General features: G+C 68.9%; 21 protein-coding genes and 1 pseudogene. 5 read left to right on the plus strand and 17 right to left on the minus strand.

Going from position 1 to position 19316, the window contains the following annotated elements; genetic code table 11:
* From AC30CM_RS00005 to mftA, 3 genes and pseudogenes are all read right to left on the minus strand, one after another.
* A pseudogene (locus tag AC30CM_RS00005) lies at nt 1–157 on the minus strand (mycofactocin radical SAM maturase); the annotation flags it as partial.
* 2 nt (nt 158–159) lie between these two features.
* Nucleotides 160–459: a mycofactocin biosynthesis chaperone MftB gene (gene mftB, locus AC30CM_RS00010; protein WP_490114767.1), complete on the minus strand. Its 300-nt coding sequence runs from the start codon at nt 457–459 to the stop codon at nt 160–162.
* Between the two features lies 1 nt (nt 460).
* Nucleotides 461–568 carry a mycofactocin precursor MftA gene (mftA, locus tag AC30CM_RS00015; RefSeq protein WP_490114768.1) on the minus strand — a complete coding sequence of 36 codons (108 nt, stop codon included), beginning with the start codon at nt 566–568 and terminating at the stop codon, nt 461–463.
* Nucleotides 569–667: 99 nt separating this feature from the next.
* Here mftA and mftR point away from each other — a divergent pair, with 99 nt between their 5' ends.
* Nucleotides 668–1267 (plus strand): mycofactocin system transcriptional regulator MftR, encoded by a 600-nt coding sequence (mftR, locus tag AC30CM_RS00020; protein ID WP_490114769.1) that lies wholly within the window; start codon nt 668–670, stop codon nt 1265–1267.
* Nucleotides 1268–1272: 5 nt separating this feature from the next.
* Here mftR and AC30CM_RS00025 read toward each other — a convergent pair whose 3' ends face one another.
* On the minus strand, nt 1273–2475 hold the full coding sequence (locus AC30CM_RS00025) for an FAD-dependent oxidoreductase (RefSeq protein ID WP_490114770.1): 1203 nt from the start codon (nt 2473–2475) through the stop codon (nt 1273–1275).
* An 86-nt stretch (nt 2476–2561) separates the two neighbouring features.
* On the opposite strand from AC30CM_RS00025, the gene AC30CM_RS00030 reads away from it, so the two are divergent.
* Nucleotides 2562–4058: an amino acid permease gene (locus AC30CM_RS00030; protein ID WP_490114771.1), complete on the plus strand. Its 1497-nt coding sequence runs from the start codon at nt 2562–2564 to the stop codon at nt 4056–4058.
* Nucleotides 4055–4936 carry a universal stress protein gene (locus AC30CM_RS00035; protein ID WP_490114772.1) on the plus strand — a complete coding sequence of 294 codons (882 nt, stop codon included), beginning with the start codon at nt 4055–4057 and terminating at the stop codon, nt 4934–4936. The genes AC30CM_RS00030 and AC30CM_RS00035 overlap by 4 nt, the downstream gene beginning before the upstream one ends.
* A 9-nt stretch (nt 4937–4945) precedes the next feature.
* On the opposite strand, the gene AC30CM_RS00040 is transcribed toward AC30CM_RS00035, so the two are convergent.
* The 8 genes from AC30CM_RS00040 to AC30CM_RS00075 all read right to left on the minus strand — a co-directional run bounded on the left by AC30CM_RS00040 (nt 4946) and on the right by AC30CM_RS00075 (nt 13139).
* On the minus strand, nt 4946–5788 hold the full coding sequence (locus tag AC30CM_RS00040; RefSeq protein ID WP_490114773.1) for a mycofactocin-coupled SDR family oxidoreductase: 843 nt from the start codon (nt 5786–5788) through the stop codon (nt 4946–4948).
* A 73-nt stretch (nt 5789–5861) separates the two neighbouring features.
* Nucleotides 5862–6737, minus strand: a complete 876-nt coding sequence (locus AC30CM_RS00045; RefSeq protein WP_490114774.1) for a DUF3592 domain-containing protein — start codon at nt 6735–6737, stop codon at nt 5862–5864.
* A gap of 24 nt (nt 6738–6761) precedes the next feature.
* Nucleotides 6762–7574, minus strand: coding sequence for a PP2C family protein-serine/threonine phosphatase (locus AC30CM_RS00050; RefSeq protein WP_490114775.1), 813 nt, complete (start codon nt 7572–7574; stop codon nt 6762–6764).
* Between the two features lie 145 nt (nt 7575–7719).
* Entirely contained in the window at nt 7720–8910 is a 1191-nt protein-coding gene (tuf, locus tag AC30CM_RS00055; RefSeq protein ID WP_490114776.1) for an elongation factor Tu, read from the minus strand.
* Nucleotides 8911–9074: 164 nt separating this feature from the next.
* Nucleotides 9075–11177 carry an elongation factor G gene (gene fusA / locus AC30CM_RS00060; RefSeq protein WP_490114777.1) on the minus strand — a complete coding sequence of 701 codons (2103 nt, stop codon included), beginning with the start codon at nt 11175–11177 and terminating at the stop codon, nt 9075–9077.
* An 82-nt stretch (nt 11178–11259) separates the two neighbouring features.
* Nucleotides 11260–11730 (minus strand): 30S ribosomal protein S7, encoded by a 471-nt coding sequence (rpsG, locus tag AC30CM_RS00065; RefSeq protein WP_068145307.1) that lies wholly within the window; start codon nt 11728–11730, stop codon nt 11260–11262.
* On the minus strand, nt 11730–12104 hold the full coding sequence (rpsL, locus tag AC30CM_RS00070) for a 30S ribosomal protein S12 (protein WP_068915583.1): 375 nt from the start codon (nt 12102–12104) through the stop codon (nt 11730–11732). The genes rpsG and rpsL overlap by 1 nt, the downstream gene beginning before the upstream one ends.
* A gap of 423 nt (nt 12105–12527) precedes the next feature.
* Nucleotides 12528–13139 carry a TetR/AcrR family transcriptional regulator gene (locus AC30CM_RS00075; RefSeq protein ID WP_490114778.1) on the minus strand — a complete coding sequence of 204 codons (612 nt, stop codon included), beginning with the start codon at nt 13137–13139 and terminating at the stop codon, nt 12528–12530.
* Nucleotides 13140–13266: 127 nt separating this feature from the next.
* Here AC30CM_RS00075 and AC30CM_RS00080 point away from each other — a divergent pair, with 127 nt between their 5' ends.
* Nucleotides 13267–13644 carry a DUF3060 domain-containing protein gene (locus tag AC30CM_RS00080; protein WP_490114779.1) on the plus strand — a complete coding sequence of 126 codons (378 nt, stop codon included), beginning with the start codon at nt 13267–13269 and terminating at the stop codon, nt 13642–13644.
* Between the two features lie 53 nt (nt 13645–13697).
* Nucleotides 13698–14060: a DUF3060 domain-containing protein gene (locus AC30CM_RS00085; RefSeq protein ID WP_490115032.1), complete on the plus strand. Its 363-nt coding sequence runs from the start codon at nt 13698–13700 to the stop codon at nt 14058–14060.
* Nucleotides 14061–14081: 21 nt separating this feature from the next.
* On the opposite strand, the gene AC30CM_RS00090 is transcribed toward AC30CM_RS00085, so the two are convergent.
* Genes AC30CM_RS00090 through AC30CM_RS00110 form a run of 5 tightly spaced genes read right to left on the minus strand, consistent with a single transcriptional unit; the run spans nt 14082 to nt 19256 of the window.
* A complete protein-coding gene (locus AC30CM_RS00090) occupies nt 14082–14855 on the minus strand; it encodes a crotonase/enoyl-CoA hydratase family protein (RefSeq protein ID WP_490114780.1) in 774 nt (257 codons plus the stop codon).
* A complete protein-coding gene (locus AC30CM_RS00095; protein ID WP_490115033.1) occupies nt 14852–15592 on the minus strand; it encodes a PaaX family transcriptional regulator C-terminal domain-containing protein in 741 nt (246 codons plus the stop codon). The genes AC30CM_RS00090 and AC30CM_RS00095 overlap by 4 nt, the downstream gene beginning before the upstream one ends.
* Nucleotides 15593–15608: 16 nt before the next feature.
* Nucleotides 15609–16547: a crotonase/enoyl-CoA hydratase family protein gene (locus tag AC30CM_RS00100; protein ID WP_490114781.1), complete on the minus strand. Its 939-nt coding sequence runs from the start codon at nt 16545–16547 to the stop codon at nt 15609–15611.
* A gap of 7 nt (nt 16548–16554) precedes the next feature.
* Nucleotides 16555–18222: an acyl-CoA dehydrogenase family protein gene (locus AC30CM_RS00105; protein WP_490114782.1), complete on the minus strand. Its 1668-nt coding sequence runs from the start codon at nt 18220–18222 to the stop codon at nt 16555–16557.
* Nucleotides 18223–18239: 17 nt separating this feature from the next.
* A complete protein-coding gene (locus tag AC30CM_RS00110; RefSeq protein ID WP_490115034.1) occupies nt 18240–19256 on the minus strand; it encodes a phosphatase PAP2 family protein in 1017 nt (338 codons plus the stop codon).
* Between the last annotated feature and the right edge of the window lie 60 nt (nt 19257–19316).

Here is a 19316-nt window from a genome sequence, read left to right on the forward strand (position 1 = left end):
GCCGCGTGGTCAACTCCCGCGGATCCCGCCGCCCCGACGACGACAGACAATGCACACACGACAAATTGCACGCATACGTCAACTCCCACGTCAGACAGATCGGCGCGTCGAGACCACGCTCGAACTGGTCGACGAGCCGCGGTACGGGTTGAGCCAGGGTCATCGGTCCTCCTCGCGAACCAGCATGTGGGACTGCACCAGGACGCCCAGGGCGTGCGCGTAGGGACCCTGTTCGGCATCGTCGACACCCGCCGCGCGCATGGCCGAACGGGCATCGGGATGGTCGGCCAGTGCATCGAGCACGTCGACGATGGTGCGGTTCTTCAGAAACGAGAGTTTGCGCGTACCAAAGTGATACAGCAGCGCGCCGAAGGGTTCCGGACGCACCGCCACCTGGTGGTGCAGCCGCCACCGGCACCCGGGGTCGAACTGCTCCACCAGGCCAGCGGGCGCCGTCACGTCAGTAGACCCCGCACATGCCGTCGATCGAGACCTCTTCGACGAGGCTCTCGGTGACCAACTGCTCGGGGGCCTGGGTCTGCTGCTGGTCGGTGCTGGAGGTGTCCATCACTTTCACCCTTCGTCGTTACCTCGTACCGTCGGTCTCGACAGATGTGACCGACGTCGCAACAATATGGCATCGGGTGCCTAAACGAAAGGGGGTGCGGTGGCCGAATCCACCGGACGCGTGGGCAGACGGCGCTCCACGACCCAGGACCACATCACCAACGTCGCCCTCGACCTGTTCGCCGAACGCGGCTTCGAGGCCGTGAGCGTCGACGACGTGGCCCGCGCCGCGGGCATCTCGCGGCGCACGCTGTTCCGCTACTACCCGTCGAAGAACGCCATCCCCTGGGGAGACTTCGACGCACACCTCGACCACATGCGCGACCTGCTGGTCACCGTGCCGCACGACGTGTCCATCGACGTCGCACTGCGGTCGGCGCTGTTGGCGTTCAACAGCTTCGACGCGTCCGAGACCGACCGGCACCGGCAGCGCATGCGCGTCATCCTGCAGACCGACGCCCTGCAGGCGCACTCGATGACGATGTACGCCGGATGGCGCGACGTGGTCGCCGACTACGTCGGCCGTCGGCTCGGGAGGGACGCCACCCACCTCGTCGCCCAGACCGCCGCGTGGACCCTGCTCGGCGTGGCGCTGTCGGCGTACGGCCACTGGCTGGCCGACGAGCGGGCGTCACTGGAGCAGGCGCTGCGCGACGCGTTCGACATCGCCAGCGACGGACTGGCCCGCCTGCACCCCTGACGGCGCTAGAGCACGTCCCCGATCGGCGCGCCCGCGGCGATCTTCGCGCGGGTCTTCATGACCTTGCCAGGCATGCCCCCACCGACGACGCCGACGACGACGCCGGCCCGCTCGTAGTAGGCCAGGAACTTGCGGCCGTCGTCTTCCACCACGTGCACCACGTCGTCGGCCTCGGGTTCGCCGAGACATTGGATCTTCACGTCGTACTGGTCGCTCCAGAAGTACGGCACCACCACGACGTCGGGGGTCTCGCCGCCGAGCATGGCAGGCACGATGGCACGCGCCTGATCGGCGACGTTGCTCCAATGTTCCACGCGCACTTGATGTCCCGAACGGTCCTGCCACGACGCGACGTCGCCGATGGCCCACACGTTGGGCACCGACGTGCGGCCCTGCGCATCGCACACCACGCCGTTGTCCACGGCGACTCCGCTGCCCTCCAGCCAATCCGTGGCGGGCCGCGACCCGATGCCCACCACCACCACGTCGGCCTCGACCTCGGTGCCGTCGCCGAGGGTCACCCTCTCGACGTGACCGTCGCCGCTGATGCCCACCACCCCCACGCCGCAGCGCACGTCGACGCCCTCGCTGCGGTGCAGCCGCGCCACCAGCTCACCGATCCGGGGTCCGAGCACCGAGGTCAGCGGTGCGGGTTGCGGCTCGACGAGCGTGACCGCCGCACCCAGTGCGCGCAGGCTGGCCGCCACCTCGCATCCGATGAAACCCGCCCCGATCACCACGGCGTTGCGCACCGAACCCGCGTGTTCCCGCAGGGCCAGGCTCTCCTCGAGCGTCCGCAGCACCCGCACGCCCTCGAGATCGGGCAGCGTCGGGATCCGCTTGGGCACCAGACCCGTGGCGATCACCAGTTCGTCGTAGGCGATCACGTCGCCGTCGGCGAGCGTCACCGTCTGCGCCGCGGTGTCGAGCGCCGTCGCCGCCGCGCCCAGGCGCAGCGTGATGTCGTTGTCGGCGTAGAACTCCGCGGGCTTGAGCGTCGTGTCGTCCGCCTCCGAGCGCAGCACCTCCTTGGACAGCGGTGGCCGGTCGTACGGCAGATGCCGTTCGTCGCTGACCAGCGTGATGGGCCCTGCGTAGTCGGCGCGCCGAAGCTGTTCGGCCGTGCGAGCGGCCGCCAATCCCCCGCCCACGATGACGATGCCTGCGCTGTTGGTCACGTGGGTGTTCTTACACGATCGCACCGGCATGTCGTGCGCCACCCTGGGACCTGGGCTTGCGCTGGGCGGCACGTGGTGCTCTCGTTGACACACCCACGGTCGCACAGGGAGGCAGCATGACCTCACCGCCGGTGAGCCTCGCCCAACAGATGCTGCGCCGTAGGCCGGTGCTCGGCGCGCCGGTCGCACACGGAGCCTCCGTCCACCTCAAGCGCACCATCGGGGTGTTCCAGCTGACCATGTTCGGCGTCGGCTCGACCGTCGGCACCGGCATCTTCTTCGTGCTGTCCGAAGCGGTCCCCGAAGCCGGCCCCGCGGTCATCGTGTCGTTCGTCATCGCAGGCATCGCGGCCGGCTTGGCCGCCGTCTGCTACGCCGAGATGGCCTCTGCGGTACCGGTTTCGGGCTCCACCTACTCCTACGCGTACACCACCCTCGGCGAGTTCGTGGCGATGGGCGTGGCGGCCTGCCTGCTCCTGGAGTACGGCGTCTCGACCGCGGCCGTCGCCGTCGGGTGGAGCCAGTACCTGAACAAGTTGTTGGAGAACGTGTTCGGGGTGCGCCTGCCCCAAGCCATCACCGCCGCCCCGTGGGACGCCGACCCGGGGATCGTCAACCTGCCCGCCATCGTGCTGGTCTGCATGTGCATGGTGCTGCTGATCCGCGGGGCGTCGGAATCCGCCCGCGCCAACACGATCATGGTGATCATCAAGCTCACCGTGCTCGGCATGTTCGCCGTCATCGCGCTGACCGCCTTCCAGGCCGACCGCTTCGCCGAGTTCGCGCCCATGGGCACGGCCGCGGTCGGGTTGGCGGCGGGCACCATCTTCTTCTCCTACATCGGCCTCGACGCGGTGTCCACGGCCGGCGACGAGGTCAAGGATCCCCAGCGCACCATGCCGCGGGCGCTCATCGCGGCGCTGCTCGTCGTCACCGCCATCTACGTCCTGGTGGCCTTCGCCGCCCTCGGCAGCCAACCGTGGCAGGAGTTCGAGGGGCAGAGCGCGGGCCTGGCGGTGATCCTCGACCAGATCACCGGCAACATCGGGGCCAGCACCGTGCTGGCGGCCGGCGCGGTCATCTCGATCTTCTCGGTGACCTTGGTGACCATGTACGGCCAGACGCGCATCCTGTTCGCGATGGGCCGCGACGGACTGCTGCCGTCGCTGTTCGCCAAGGTGGATCCGCGATCGATGACACCGGTCAACAACACCGTGATCGTGGCCATCGTGGTGAGCCTGCTCGCCGGGTTCGTGCCGCTGGACAAGCTGGCCGACATGGTCTCGATCGGCACGCTGACGGCCTTCATCGTGGTCTCGCTCGGCGTCATCATCCTGCGCAGGCGCGAACCCGATCTCCCCCGCGGGTTCCGGGTGCCCTTCTACCCCGTGACGCCGGTGCTTTCGATCGCCGCGTGCGGCTACATCCTCTACAGCCTGCACTGGTACACGTGGATCGCGTTCGGCGCGTGGGTCGCCGTCGTACTGGCCTTCTACCTCGTCTGGGGCCGCCACCACAGCGCGCTCAACGACGGCGGCGACGGCGCGATCGCCACGGCCGCCGCGGGCGCCGCCGACGTCGAGATCGTCACCCCGCCGGGGGACGAACCATGACCGTCCTCGTCGGCTACCTGGCGGGCAAGGGTGGGCGGTCGGCACTGCACCTGGCGGCCGAGGCCGCCCGCACGCTGCAGACGCCGCTGGCGGTGGTCACCGTGGTACCCAAGCCGTGGACCACGCCGTCGCCCGCCCGCATCGACGCCGAATTCGCGCAGTATGCCGAGTCGTTGGCCGCCGACTCCGCGCGCCAGGCGCGGGAGTGCCTCGCCTCGCTCGACGGCGCCCTCGAGGTCACGTTCCACCGGTTCGCGCACCGCTCGACGGCGGGCGGCCTGCTGGACGCGGTGGCCGAACTCGACGCCGACGTGCTGGTGCTGGGCTCGGCATCGGACGGCCACCTGGGCCAGGTGGTGATCGGATCGACCGCCGACCGACTGCTGCACTCGGCGCCGGTGCCGCTGGCCATCAGCCCGCGCGGCTACCGCGGGTCGGCGACGCACGGGTTGACCCGCATCACGTGCGCCTACCCCGGCACCCCCGAGGCCGTCGACGTGGTGCGCCGCGTCGGCGAGTGGGCCGCGCGGCTGCGGATCCCGTTGCGCGTCATCACGTTCGCGGTACGCGGGCGCACCATGTATCCGCCCGAGGTGGGCCTGGACGCGGAGTCCTCGATCCTGCAGGCCTGGGCATCACACGCACGGAACCTGTTGGCGCAGCTGAAGAACGACGGCGTGGTCGACGACGATGCCCTGTTGCAGGTGGTCACCGGCAACGGGTGGGCCGAAGCGCTCGACGCCGCCGAGTGGCTCGACGGCGAGCTGTTGGCCCTCGGCACGTCGCCCCAAGGCGCCATTGCTCGCGTGTTCCTCGGTTCCAAGGGCGCGAAGATCCTGCGGCACAGCCCCGTTCCGGTGCTGGTGCTGCCGAACTGACCGGTGGCGTCAGTACTTCATGGTGCCGCGATCCACGGCGATCTGCGAACCCGAGATGGTGGCCGAGCCGTCACCGGCGAGCCACGCCACGACGTCCGAGACCTCTTCCGGCGTCATGAATTCCTGCAGCCCGGGCTTGCCGTCGTGATCGCGTGGCTTCAGCGGCATCGGCGCGAAACTGTGCAGGTACGTGGGGTACTTCTTGAACACCTCCATCATGGCCTCGGGTTCGACCATGGGGGTGTCGATGGAGTAGGGGTGGATCGAGTTCACCCGGATGCCGTACTCGCCCGCCTCCAACGCCAGCGCGTTGGTCATGGCGGTCAGGCCGAACTTCGATGCCGCGTAGTGCGAGTTGCCCGGGGTGGCCTTCAAGCCCGCCGACGAGCTGACGATGATGACGGACCCGCCGTTGTCCGCCTCGATCATCGCGGGCACGACGGCCCGGATGGTGCGCCACGTGCCGTTGAGGTTGACGTCGATCACGGTGTCCCACTGCTCGGGTGACATCTCGAACATGCGGCCCCAGCTGAGCACGCCCGCGTTGGCCACCAGCACGTCGAGCCGGCCGAACTGTTCCATGCCGTCGGCGACCACCTGCTGCTGGGCCGCCAGATCGCGGATGTCGACCTCGCGAGCCAGCACCTTGCGGCCGGTGGCTTCCACCGCGGCGACGGTCTCCGCCAGGTCCGCCGGCGTCGCGGGCGGGTAGGTGATGGTGTCCGACACCGGGGCGCACACGTCGATGGCGATGATGTCGGCACCCTCGGCCGCCAGCCGGACGGCGTGCGCACGCCCCTGGCCGCGGGCCGCTCCGGTGATGAACGCGACGCGCCCTTCGAGACTGCCCATTGCCCGTCCTTTCGTGGTGCCCGCGCTCAGGCTAGCAGCCGAATTGGAACGTGTTCTAGTAACGCCTGGTGGGCTACAGGTCGGCGATGATCTGGGCGCGCTTGGCGGTGTACTCGGCCTCGGTGACGGCTCCGGTGGCCCGCAGCGTCTCCAGCTCCTGCAGCCGCTGCGACGTGCTCACCGACGGCGGGGCCAGGTATCCGGGAGCCGCGGCCGGCGGCGACCCCGGCGCAGCCGACGGCGACACGGTCGCAGCCGGCGGTGAGACCGGCGCGGTCGGCGGCGCCTGCTCGGCGACCGCGCGACGCACCACGGCACGCACCTGATCGCGGACCACCGGGTTCGACCGGACGTCGATGGTGCCGTCTGCGGGAACCTGGTGGGCCTTGAGGATGCCGAAGATCTGCATCAGCGGCTCGACCCGCCCCGACAGATCGTAGGTACGGCCATCCTCGGCCAGCGTGAACCGTGCGGGCGCCAATCCCGCGATCATGGCGCTACGGTTCCAGTCGATCTGGTGGTCATTGGTCGCCGGATCGACCAGCACCACCAGCGTGCGCCCCGTGATCATCGGCAACCGACCCATCGAGGCGAGCACCGAGTCCTGCACCTCGAACGGCGCGATCCCCGGCCCCTCGACGTGCATCGTCAACGTCACCAGCGGCTGCTCGTTGATCCGCGTCCCGGTCTCGCGGATGCCCGTCACCCGCGCCACCGCCAACACCCCGTGGGCCTCGAGGTGCGCCGTCGCCGCCGCCTTCCTGGCACCGTAGGTCGCGAGCGCCAAAGCCGCCAGCACGTCGACGACGGTGACCAGCAGCCCGACCCAGAACATCCAGGCCAGCATCTCGTCGCGACCGAAGGCGAAGTACACCGCCAGGAAGATCGGACCCACCAGGCCGCCGCACAGCAGCACCATCAGCTGGGCCTTCAGGTAACGCCCCACCATCGCCGGTCCTCCTCGTCGGTCGATCTAGTGCGCGGTACTGCCGGCCCGCACGTCGACCAGCAGGAAGGTGAGGTTGTCGTGCGCTCCGTTCGCGCGCACCGCGGCCACGATCCGCTCACTGCACACCGCCGGATCGGCGTCGGCCAACGCCTCGCCCAGTTCGTCGTCGGACGTCATGCCGCTGACGCCGTCCGAGCACACCAGGAAGCGAGCCGGCCGCAACGGCACGCGCACCAGGTGCGGTCGCACCGGGATCGGCTGCCCCATCGATTGCGTGATGACGTTGGTGGGGCGGCCGAAGGTGTCGAACACCGAATCGTCGACCGACAGCTGCACCGGCCCCTCCGATGTCACCTCGTAGATGCGGCTGTCTCCGACGTTGAACGCGATCACCTGGTCGGACAGGAAGCACAAGCCGGCCACCGTGGTGCCCAACCCCTGCAGCTCCGCCTCGACGCCGACGGCCCGCACCTGCTGGTTGACGCTGAGCAGGTCGTCGATCACGTCCTCCTCGGTCTGCCAATCCGGATACGAGCCCGCGATCACGCTGAGCGCGGTGCGGCTGGCAAGGTCGCCGCCGGCATGTCCTCCCATGCCGTCGGCCACCGCGCACGCGAACGGCGGGGTCGGCGCGAAGTCCATGGACACCAACGTGCCCCGGTGGGTCTGGCACAGCCATCCGCCCACCATGACGGCGTCCTCGTTGCGACGGCGCCGTAACCCGACGTCGGTGTAGGCGTGCACGGTGATCCGCGCGGCGACCGATCCGTCCCGCCCGCCCGGACGGACCGATTCGGCGGTGTCGACGTCCGAGGACCCGTCGGTCGGTGCGTTCACCCTGGTCCCTTCGATCCTCGTGAGGCCGCGCACAGCGGTGTGCGCAGCGTATCCCGTCGCCGCACCGTGCGTCGGCACGACGAGATGCGAAAGTCCCCCACCTCCACGAGGGAGATGGGGGACCTTCTCGGTTCGACGAGCGAACTTACTTGATGATCTTGGTCACGCGGCCGGCGCCGACGGTGCGACCACCCTCACGGATGGCGAACCGCAGGCCCTCGTCCATGGCGACGGGCTGGATCAGCTTGACGGAGATGTCGGTGTTGTCACCGGGCATCACCATCTCGGTGCCCTCGGGGAGGGTCACGACGCCGGTCACGTCCGTGGTGCGGAAGTAGAACTGCGGACGGTAGTTGTTGAAGAACGGCGTGTGGCGGCCACCCTCGTCCTTGGACAGGATGTAGACGCTGCCCTCGAACTCGGTGTGCGGCGTGGTGGTGCCGGGCTTCACGACGACCTGGCCGCGCTCGACGTCCTCGCGCTTGATGCCACGCACCAGCAGACCGACGTTGTCACCGGCCTGGCCCTGGTCGAGCAGCTTGCGGAACATCTCCACACCGGTGACCGTGGTCTTGGTGGTGGTGGGGCGGATGCCGACGATCTCGACTTCCTCGTTCACGTTGATCACGCCACGCTCGACGCGACCGGTGACCACGGTGCCGCGGCCGGTGATCGTGAAGACGTCCTCGACGGGCATCAGGAACGGCTTGTCGGTCTCGCGGACCGGGTCCGGGATGGACTCGTCGACGGCCTCCATGAGTTCCTCGACCGACTTGACCCACTTCTCGTCGCCCTCGAGCGCCTTCAGCGCCGAGACCTTGACGACCGGGGCGTCCTCGTCGAAGTCCTGGGCGGCCAGCAGTTCGCGGACCTCCATCTCGACGAGTTCCAGCAGCTCCTCGTCGTCGACCATGTCCGACTTGTTCAGCGCGACCAGGATGTAGGGCACGCCGACCTGGCGGGCGAGCAGCACGTGCTCGCGGGTCTGCGGCATCGGGCCGTCGGTGGCGGCGACCACCAGGATCGCGCCGTCCATCTGGGCGGCACCGGTGATCATGTTCTTGATGTAGTCAGCGTGACCGGGGGCGTCCACGTGGGCGTAGTGCCGCTTGTCGGTCTGGTACTCCACGTGGGAGATGTTGATCGTGATGCCGCGCTGACGCTCCTCGGGCGCATTGTCGATCTGGTCGAATGCGCGCGACTCGTTCAAATCGGGGTACTTGTCGTGCAGAACCTTGGTGATTGCTGCAGTCAGCGTGGTCTTGCCGTGGTCAACGTGACCGATGGTCCCGATGTTGACGTGCGGCTTCGTCCGCTCGAACTTCGCCTTCGCCACTGTGGTGTCCTCCTGGACTGTGTTGGTGCTCTTACTTAAGCAGGGTTGATCTTTGCAGTTGTGGTTCCCCGCGGGGAGACCGGGCTACTGTCCGGTCGCCTTCGCGCCAGTCATGGCTCGGCTCCGCGTCAGCTCCGCGCCTCGGCCCTGGCGGGCCTCGACGCTCACTGACCCGTCGCCTTCGCGATGATCTCCTTCGACACGTTCGCGGGAACCTCCGCGTACGAGTCGAACACCATGGAGTAGTTGGCCCGGCCCTGGGTCTTCGACCGGAGGTCGCCGACGTAGCCGAACATCTCCGACAGCGGCACCTGCGCCTTGACGACGCGCGCGCCGCTGCGCTCCTCCATGGCCTGGATCTGACCACGGCGGGAGTTCAGGTCGCCGATCACGTCACCCATGTAGTCCTCGGGCGTCGTGACCTCGACGGCCATGATGGGCTCCAGGATGACCGGCTGCGCGGACTGCGCGGCCTTCTTCAGCACCTGCGAGCCGGCCACCTTGAACGCCATTTCCGACGAGTCCACGTCGTGGTAGGCGCCGTCGAGCAGCGTGACCTTCACGTTCACCAGCGGGTAGCCGGCGAGCACGCCGTACTGCATGGCGTCCTGCGCGCCCGCATCCACCGAGGGGATGTACTCACGCGGGATGCGGCCACCGGTGACCTTGTTCTCGAACTCGTAGGTCGCACCGTCCTCGCCGACGAACGGCTCCAGGTTGATGATGACCTTCGCGAACTGACCCGATCCACCCGTCTGCTTCTTGTGGGTGAACTCGACGTTCTGGACGGCCTTGCGGATCGTCTCGCGGTAGGCGACCTGCGGCTTGCCGACGTTGGCCTCGACCTTGAACTCACGACGCATCCGGTCGACCAGGATGTCCAGGTGCAACTCGCCCATGCCACCGATGACGGTCTGGCCGGTGTCCTGGTCGAGGTGCACCTTGAAGGTGGGATCCTCTTCGGCCAGCTTCTGGATCGCGGTGCCCAGCTTCTCCTGGTCGCTCTTGGTCTTGGGCTCGATGGCCACCTCGATCACGGGATCGGGGAATGTCATCGACTCCAGCACGATCTGGTGGTTCGGGTCGCTCAGGGTGTCACCGGTGGTGGTGTCCTTGAGGCCGATCACGGCGTAGATGTGACCCGCCGACGCGGTCTCCACCGGGTTCTCCTTGTTGGAGTGCATCTGGAACAGCTTGCCCAGCCGCTCCTTCTTGCCCTTCGTGGAGTTGACCACCTGCGAACCGGAGTCGACCTTGCCCGAGTACACGCGGACGTAGGTCAGCTTGCCGAAGAACGGGTGCGTGGCAACCTTGAACGCCAGACCCGAGAACGGCTCGTCGGTCGACGGCTTGCGCGAGATGATCTCGTCTTCCTTGCCCGGGACGTGACCCTCGGCAGCCGGGACGTCGAGCGGGTTCGGCAGGTAGTCGATGACCGCGTCGAGCATGGGCTGCACGCCCTTGTTCTTGAACGCCGAGCCGCACAGCACCAGGTAGGCCTGCGAGCTGATGGTCAGCTTGCGCAGCGCGCCCTTGATCTCGTCGATCGACAGCTCTTCGCCACCGAAGTACTTCTCCATGAGCGCGTCGTCGGTCTCGGCGACGGCCTCCAGCAGGCTGGTGCGGTACTCGTCGGCCTTCTCCTGCAAATCTGCAGGGATGTCGACGACGTCGTACTTCTCGCCGAGCTTGGTCTCGCCGCGCCAGACCTTGGCCTTCATCTCGACCAGGTCGACGACGCCCTCGAAGTCGCTCTCCGAGCCGATCGGCAGCTGGATCGGGATCACGTTCGCGCCGAGGCGGTCCTTCATGGTCTGCACCGAGAAGTAGAAGTCGGCGCCCAGCTTGTCCATCTTGTTGACGAAGCAGATCCGGGGCACGTCGTACTTGTCGGCCTGCCGCCACACCTGCTCGGACTGCGGCTCGACGCCTTCCTTGCCGTCGAACACGGCGACGGCGCCGTCGAGGACGCGCAGCGACCGCTCCACCTCGACGGTGAAGTCGACGTGACCGGGCGTGTCGATGATGTTGATCTGGTTGTCGTTCCAGAAGCACGTGGTGGCGGCGGAGGTGATGGTGATACCCCGCTCCTGCTCCTGTTCCATCCAGTCCATCGTCGCGGCACCGTCGTGCACTTCGCCGATCTTGTAGCTGATCCCCGTGTAGAAGAGGATGCGCTCGGTCGTCGTCGTCTTACCGGCGTCGATGTGCGCCATGATGCCGATGTTGCGGACCTTCGTGAGGTCGGTCAGCACGTCCTGTGCCACGGCTAGATTCCCACTCTTTCGCTTGCTCGGTTGGTTTGTCCGGTCGCCACGCTCGGCGTCTTCGCCGGCCGCGGCGCAGAAATCACCAGCGGTAGTGCGCGAAGGCGCGGTTGGCCTCAGCCATCTTGTGCGTGTCCTCGCGGCGCTTGACTGCAGCGCCCAGGCCGTTGCTGGCGTCGAGGATCTCGTTGGCGAGACGCTCGATCATGGTCTTCTCACGACGCTGCTTGGAGAAGCTCACCAGCCAGCGCAGGGCCAGCGTCACCGAGCGGTCCGGACGAACCTCGACCGGAACCTGGTAGGTGGCGCCACCCACGCGGCGGCTGCGAACCTCGAGAGCCGGCTTGACGTTGTCCATCGCACGCTTGAGCGTCACGACCGGATCGGTGCCGGTCTTCTCGCGGGCCTGTTCGAGCGCACCGTAGACGATGCGCTCGGCCAGCGACTTCTTCCCGTCCAGCAGCACCTTGTTGACCAGCTGGGTGACCAGCTGCGACCCGTAGACGGGGTCGTTGACCAACGGACGCTTGGGCGCCGGTCCCTTGCGCGGCATCAGCTCTTCTCCTTCTTGGCGCCGTAACGGCTGCGGGCCTGCTTGCGGTTCTTCACACCCTGGGTGTCGAGCGAACCGCGGATGATCTTGTAGCGCACGCCGGGGAGGTCCTTCACACGACCGCCGCGCACCAGCACCATCGAGTGCTCCTGCAGGTTGTGGCCCTCACCCGGAATGTAGGCGGTGACCTCGACCGCGCTGGTCAGACGCACGCGGGCGACCTTGCGAAGCGCCGAGTTCGGCTTCTTCGGGGTGGTGGTGTACACGCGTGTGCACACACCACGACGCTGCGGGCTGCCCTTGAGGGCCGCGGTCTTGACCTTGGCGATCTTGTCGCGGCGGCCCTTGCGGACCAGCTGCTGAATGGTTGGCATGTACCGGCTTTCTTCTTTGCGCTTCGCTACTTCAGGTGAATCTTTCGGTGCAACAAGTCTGTGTCCTGCGGTTATCGCCCCGCCGTGCACCCCGCGGCCGGGCGTGTCGCACGCACTCACGCACCGATGTCGATCGTTACGCAGTAGACATGCGAATTGGCCCGGCGTGCAGGCATGCTTGCAACGGATTCACGCACAAGCGCCTTGGCCAGGCACGAGCGACCACGATACCCGCCGCCGAGGGTTCGGGTCAAAGCGCGCCGAAGCGCCCGCCCCGACCGCGGTTCGATGCGCCATCATCGCAGATGAGCGACCCCGGTGCCGCCAGGCGCTCATCGGGCCCCATGCTCTTCGCGCAAGCGCTCATCGGGCCCATGCTCTTCGCGCAAGCGCTCATCGGGCCCATGCTCTTCGCGCAAGCGCTCATCGGCGCGTCATGCCCGCCGCCAACCGCATCACCATGTCGGTGAACACCGCATCGGTGTCGACGCCGTTCATCACCCCGGTCATCTCCAGCAGGACGAAACCGTGCATGGCCGACCAGAACTCCAGCGCCGCGTAGAAGGCGTCCTCCCCCTCCAGCCCGTAGGACGCCAGCACGTCGATGACCGGACCCGCCGCGGCCCGCGTCGCCTCCGTGTACTCCGGGTCGTCGCCACCCAGCGGCATCCGCGTGAACGCCGAATAGCGGCCCGGGTGGTGGTGCGCGTAGCTGCGGTATGCGCTGGCCATGCTGATCACGGCGTCGTCGCGCGTGCGGCCCTGGGCCACCGTGTTGAGCATGCCGATGATGTCGTCGACGACGCGCATGCGCACCGTGCGGCGCAGATCGTCGAGGCTCTGCACGTGGTTGTAGAGCGACGGACCCTTGGTCCCCAGCTGCATGGCCAGGGCGTTGATGGTCAGCGCGTCCCAGCCCTCCCGATCCAGGAACGTCAGCGCGGCGTTGACGACGGTCTCGCGGCTGAGCTTGGTGGTGCGCCCCGAGGTCTTGCCCCGGCCGCCCGCGGAGTCCGACTCCAACCGAGTTGCCATGGGGATGTCCTTCGATCGAGAGCGCTCGCGGCGTGCGTTGACGAATGACTCTAACCTTTGCGGCCGCCGGCGACGTAGGCTGCGATGATCGACGGGTGACCGGCGTCACGAACGACGAGGGGGCAGCATGGCAGGCAAGGCACTCGGCGGGTTGCTGATCGCCACCACCGTCACCGGCGCGGTGGTCCTCGCCCCCGGCGCCCCGACGGCGGTGGCCAAGAACGGTGACACCCACATCACCGGTGCCGGCATCACCCAGACCATCGACTGCAACGACGCCACGCTGATCGTCAACGGCAGCTGGAACAACATCGTCGCCAAGGGCTCGTGCTGGGCCGTCACCGTGCAGGGCTCCACCAACACCGTGGTGGCCGACAACGTCGTCAACGACATCACCGTCTACGGATCCGACCAGACGGTCTACTACAAGACCGGTGACCCCTTCGTCTGGGATCGCGGTCGCGAACTCGGCATGGTCAACCGGATCGACCGCGTTCCCGCGTAGGCTCTGAAGCCGTGCCAGTAGCCGGAAACGCCATGCTCGCGACGGGCCTCGTCATGACCGCGGTCGCGCTGGCCGGGTGCGGCGGCTCGGGCGGCGGGGGTACCCCGTCGATGACGGCAGGCGAGTCGGGTGCCCAGGTCGAGATCGGCAGCACCATCAACTACGGCTCGTTCGGCACCACGGCCGACATCGACTGCGCCGACGGCAAATCGCTCAACGTCGGCGGGTCCAACAACACGCTGACGGTGAAGGGCACGTGCGCCAGCGTCAACATCGGCGGCGCCGACAACAAGATCACCATCGAGACCGTCAACGACAGCCTCAGCGTGGTCGGATTGAACAACACCATCAGCTACGCCGGCGGCGATCCCAAGGTGGAAGACCGCGGTTCGGGCAACACCGTCTCCAAGGGCTGAGCGCCCGGGTTCGGCGCCGCCCTACGCGCGCTGCCCGTGCCGTCCCGCGCCATCGGCGAATCGCCTTGCACCGGACAGGGATTCGGCCGACACCCGCGACAGGCTGGCAAACTCCGCGTCCATGGCGTCGGCCTCTGCCAGACCCCACTGCCCCATGGCCGACGCCCGGTCGGCGCGCAGGCAACCCTGAGGCAGGGCGGCGAGTTCGGCGGCCAGGTCCTCCGCGGCGCGCCGCGCCTGACCCGGGGCGACGACGCGGTTCACCAGACCGATCGCCAACGCCTCCCCCGCATCCACCGCCCGGCCGGTGAGGATCATGTCCATCGCCCGACCGTGACCGACGATCCGTGGCAGCCGAACGGTGCCACCGTCGATCAGCGGCACCCCCCAGCGCCGACAGAACACCCCGAACGTCGCATCCTCCTCGGCGATGCGCAGGTCGCACCACAGCGCCAGTTCCAAGCCGCCCGCCACCGCGTAACCGGACACGGCCGCGATCACCGGCTTGGACAGCACCATGCGCGTCGGCCCCATCGGACCGGGCCCGCTGCGGTGCGCCTGGTTCATCTCGGGCGTGCCGAACGCCTTCAGATCCGCTCCCGCACAGAAGGTTCCACCGTCACCCCACAGCACCGCCACCGCCGCGGAGTCGTCGGCGTCGAATTCTTGGAAGGCCGCGAACAACTCGGCCGCGGCGGGTCCGTTGACGGCGTTGCGCGCGGCGGGACGGTTCATGATCACGGTCGTCACGGGCCCGGTGCGCTCGACGCGCACTCCGCCGGGGGTGGTACTCATCGCGTCTCCATCGTCGGTGTCGGCTCCAGGGTTCGGGTGGCGTCTCGTCGTGCCGCCAGCTCGGCGGCGAAGTCGTGATAGGCGGCGCGCAGCCGCGCACCCGGCCACGGATCGGGCAGCAGTTCCTCGGGCAGCATCGGATCGGTGAGCAGCTGGCGCACGATGGCCGCCGCGGCCACGAAGCGCGCGGGAACGTCGGGCGCCGAATCGATCTCGTCGATCAGCCGATCCCCGGCGACCACCCACCCCGGCAGGTCCCACAGCGTGCGGGCCAGGCCCGCCGGATCGGCGTCCCGCGCGCACAGCATCCGGACGCGCTCGCGCACGGCGTCGGGCAGCTCGACCTCGAGGTTGGCCGGGCGCATCCACACGCCTTCCCGCAGTTCGGCGAAACGGTTGTCGTACAACGTGTTCCGCACGCCGGCGCGGGTGCGGGCGGCGGTGCCGACGCTCGTCACCACCAGCGTGGTCCACGTGCCGTCCCAGGGCCGGGGCCGGGCCTGCAGCGCGGCGTCCTGGCGGCGCTGCCGGGCCAGCAACCGCTCGGAGAGCCGGTAGCCGTCGGCCGACCGCACGAGGTCCCCCGCACCCACCATGCGGGTCAACGCCACCCGCAGCGTCGACTCGCGGATGCCGAAGTCCTCGGTCAGCGTGATCAACTCCGCCGCCGACGCCCACGCCGGGTGGGCGCCCAGCAGCACGCTGAGCACCACCGACCGTGCGGTCATCCGGGTCAGCGACTTGGCCACGCCGTCACACGCCCGACGTCGCCCGGCCCGCGTCGCCGAACGGCTCGTCGCGCCGCGCCACCGCCGCGCGGAACCCGTGCTCGCGCGCCTGGGCCACGAACTCGTGCCCCTCGGGGGTGTGCCGCGCGACGCCGTCGAACACCGTGCTCACCATGCGGCTCGTCGCGACACCCTGTTGCAGCAGCGCGGTGTTCAGTGCCAGCTTGGCCATGATGAGCTGGTTGACGGGCATGGCGGCGATCCGTGCCACCAGCCGCTCGGTGCGGTCGTCCAGATCGCCGGGCTGCGGCGCCTCCACGGCCAGGCCCCACTCGGCAGCCTGAGCGCCGGTGATGCAATCGCCGGTGAACAGTAGGCGCTTGGCGCGCTGATCGCCGAGCCGGTGGGCCCACAGCCCGGCCGCCGGGACGCCCCACACCCGCATGGGCGGGTAGCCGATCTTGGCGTCGGCGGCCGCGATCACCTGGTCGGCGTGCAACGCGATGTCGGTGCCGCCCGCCACGCAGTACCCGTGGATCTTCACCACGGTGGGCTTGTCGCAGTGCATCAGGCTGGCGAAGCCGCGCACGAAGCGGCTCATCATCTGATAGTCGATCATCGGATCCCATGGCCGGTCGGGCAGATGGTTGACGCCCTGGGTCCGCCCGGACAGCACCGTGTCGCGGTACGGGCTGCCGCCGCCCGCCGACGACGACCCCTCGGCGTACGCCCCGAGATCGAAGCCCGCACAGAACCCCTCGCCGCGCCCCGACACCAGGATCACGTGCACGTTCGGATCCAGGTCTGCCCGCTCGACGAGCGCGGAGAGTTCCAGCGGGGTGTCGGCGACGATCGCGTTGCCCTTCTCGGGCCGATTGAAGGTGATGCGGGCGACGCGGTCGGTGACCTCGTAGGTCATGGTCTTCAGGTCGTCGAAGTCGACGGGCCGGATCGCATGCGTCACGGCCGGCTCAGCCCTTCACCAGCGCGCGCTCGATGATCGGGCTGAGATCCAGGCCGGAGGGCAGGGTGCCGAACGCGCCGCCCCACTGACCGCCCAGCCTGCTCGCCAGGAACGCCTCGGCCACGGCGGGGTGGCCGTGCCGCACCAGCAGCGCGCCCTGTAGCGCCATGGCGATGTCCTCGGCCGTCTGGCGCGCGCGGTACTGCACGGTCGCCGGGTCGGCCATGTCGCCGAGCGACCGTCGCAGTCGATCCACGTGCGCGTCGAGGCGGACGTCCTGACCCGCGGAGGCGGAGAGTTCGTCGAACAGCACCTCGACGCACTCCGGTCGAGTCACCATGGCGCGCAACGTGTCCAGTGCGCTGACGTTGCCGGAACCCTCCCAGATGCCCATCAGCGGCGCCTCCCGGTACAGCCGCGGCATGCCCGAATCCTCCACGTACCCGTTGCCGCCGAGGCACTCCATGGCCTCCGCGGCGTGCGGGGTGGCCCGCTTGCACACCCAGTACTTCGCGGCCGCCAGCCCGATGCGGCGCAGCAGCGCCTCGCGCTCGTCGCCGCGGACCGCACGATCGGTGGCGCCCGCCATCCGCATCGCGAGCATCGTGGCGGCCTCGGCCTCCACCGCCAGGTCGGCGAGCACGTTGCGCATCAGCGGCTGGTCGACCAGGTAGTCACCGAACGCCTTGCGGTGCTGCGCGTGATGCGCGGCCCGCGCCAACCCGGTGCGCATGCTGGTGGCGCTGCCGAGCGTGCAGTCCAGCCGCGTCAGGTTGACCATCTCGATGATGGTCGGCACACCGCGCCCCTCCTCGCCGACGAGCCACGCGACGGCCCCGTCGTACTCCACCTCGCTGGAGGCGTTGGCGTGGTTGCCCAGCTTGTCCTTCAGGCGCATCAGGTTCATCCGATTGCGGGTGCCGTCGGGCAGAACCCGCGGTAGGAAGAAACAGCTCAGCCCGCCCGACGTCCCCCCGTCGCTGCGCTCGCCCCCGCGCGTTTGCGCCAACACCAGGAACACGTCGCTCATCGGTGCCGACGTGAACCACTTGTGCCCCCGCAGCGAGTAGGTGCCGTCACCGTTGGGCGTGGCCTCGGTGGTGCCCGCGCGGACGTCGGAGCCGCCCTGCTTCTCGGTCATCGACATCCCGGCGGTAATGCCTGCCTTGGTGGCGGGCACCCGGAGTTCGGGGTCGTAGACCCGGCTGGTGAGCAGCGGCTCGTACTGTGCTGCCAGCTCGGGGTTGCACCGCAGGGCAGGCACCGCGGCGTAGGTCATCGAGATGGGGCAGACGTGACCCGGTTCGGGGGTCCACACCGACGTCTTCGCCGCACGCACGACGTGCGTGCCCGCGCGGTCGTCGGCCCACGGCGCGGCATGCAGGCCGTGCCCGACGGCGACCGTCATCAGCTCGTGGTAAGCGGGGTCGTACTCCACCTCGTCGACGCGGTGGCCGTAGCGGTCGTGGGTGTGCAGCACCGGTCGATTGCGGTCGGCGAGTTCGCCCCAGCGCTGCGCGCGGTCCGACCCGGACAGTGCCCCCAGCTCGGTGACCTCGTCCAGACCCCACTCGCCACCCTCGCGGACGAGGGCCTCGACGAGCACCGCCGACGTGGCGGGGTTGTAGTCCCGCAGCGGGGGGACCTGGTTGGTGACGACGTGCGTATCGGCCATGCCCCACTGTTACACCTTTACGACAGTCGCACAAGATGTGTAATACGGCGGCGGCTGACGATCGCGTCGAGCGCGGCGACGACCACCGCGGCGAAGGCCCACCCCAGCAGCACGTCGATGACGTAGTGCTCCGCGGTGTACACCAGCGTGAACGCCATCGCCAGCACGTAGGCCACCAGCACGGGGCGCCACCCCACCCGCACCCGGTGCCACAGGAACGCGGCCACCGCCGCCGACATCCCGGCGTGCAACGACGGGATGGCCGCAACCAGGTTGACACTCGCCTGCCCCTGGTCGATGAGCGCCGTGGCGCTCTGCAGGTGCAGGTTGCCCCACCCCCTGGTGACGATGCGCTCCACCCAGTCGTTGGCTCCGTCGCGCGCGGTCTGCATGGCGCCGAGGATGCCGCCGTCGGGCACGCCACGCGCCGAGGAGAACATGCACCCCGGGCTCGCCGGGCCGCCCGCGACGTCGACCGAGGTGCACCGGGCCGCCGCCCACGGCGGCGCCGCGGGCAGCAGCGCGTAGACCACCAGCGCCCCGAACGACAACACCACGAACAACCGCGCGAACGCCTTCCACTCGTCGCGATCGCGGAGCCACAGCACCGCCGCCACCACGTAGGGCACCACGAAGAACGACATGTAGACGGTGCTGATGACCACCTCCCACCACGGCGGGGTCGGCATCTTCAGCCGCTCCTGCAGCCACACCGTCGGCATGGTCCCGAAGAACATGGCGCGGTCGACGTCCGCCTGCCACTGCCACAGCGTGGGCCTGCCCACCAGCGTGGCGGCACCGCGACTCAGGTCGTAGGCCACCAGCACCAACGCGAACGGCAGCCAGTCGCGGATCACGTGGAGCATGCGGCGGCCCTGACCGATGCTCGCCGCCAACAGGCCCGTCGCGACGTAGACGAGCAACAGCTCGCGATTGAACGCGACACCGTCGGTGACGGTGCGATAGCCGATCACCACCGCCCACGCGGCCACCGCCGTCCAGCGCAGGATGCGCGGCCAGCGGGAGCCCGCCACCCGACCGTCGCAGGGTGGCCGAGGCGAGCCGCCGGCGGACACCCCGCCGAGGCTAGTTCA

This window comes from Mycobacterium sp. DHQP2018-32-09 (assembly GCF_058148405.1).

Excerpts from the sequence above, each read along its gene's own strand:
- mftA (WP_490114768.1), bottom strand. The coding sequence starts at position 568 with ATGGACACCTCCAGCACCGACCAGCAGCAGACCCAGGCCCCCGAGCAG.
- rpsG (WP_068145307.1), bottom strand. The coding sequence starts at position 11,730 with ATGCCGCGCAAGGGACCGGCGCCCAAGCGTCCGTTGGTCAACGACCCC.
- AC30CM_RS00030 (WP_490114771.1), top strand. The coding sequence starts at position 2,562 with ATGACCTCACCGCCGGTGAGCCTCGCCCAACAGATGCTGCGCCGTAGG.
- AC30CM_RS00045 (WP_490114774.1), bottom strand. The coding sequence starts at position 6,737 with ATGGTGGGGCGTTACCTGAAGGCCCAGCTGATGGTGCTGCTGTGCGGC.
- AC30CM_RS00085 (WP_490115032.1), top strand. The coding sequence starts at position 13,698 with ATGACCGCGGTCGCGCTGGCCGGGTGCGGCGGCTCGGGCGGCGGGGGT.
- AC30CM_RS00075 (WP_490114778.1), bottom strand. The coding sequence starts at position 13,139 with ATGGCAACTCGGTTGGAGTCGGACTCCGCGGGCGGCCGGGGCAAGACC.
- rpsL (WP_068915583.1), bottom strand. The coding sequence starts at position 12,104 with ATGCCAACCATTCAGCAGCTGGTCCGCAAGGGCCGCCGCGACAAGATC.
- AC30CM_RS00080 (WP_490114779.1), top strand. The coding sequence starts at position 13,267 with ATGGCAGGCAAGGCACTCGGCGGGTTGCTGATCGCCACCACCGTCACC.
- AC30CM_RS00105 (WP_490114782.1), bottom strand. The coding sequence starts at position 18,222 with ATGGCCGATACGCACGTCGTCACCAACCAGGTCCCCCCGCTGCGGGAC.
- AC30CM_RS00025 (WP_490114770.1), bottom strand. The coding sequence starts at position 2,475 with ATGCCGGTGCGATCGTGTAAGAACACCCACGTGACCAACAGCGCAGGC.
- AC30CM_RS00035 (WP_490114772.1), top strand. The coding sequence starts at position 4,055 with ATGACCGTCCTCGTCGGCTACCTGGCGGGCAAGGGTGGGCGGTCGGCA.
- AC30CM_RS00040 (WP_490114773.1), bottom strand. The coding sequence starts at position 5,788 with ATGGGCAGTCTCGAAGGGCGCGTCGCGTTCATCACCGGAGCGGCCCGC.
- AC30CM_RS00090 (WP_490114780.1), bottom strand. The coding sequence starts at position 14,855 with ATGAGTACCACCCCCGGCGGAGTGCGCGTCGAGCGCACCGGGCCCGTG.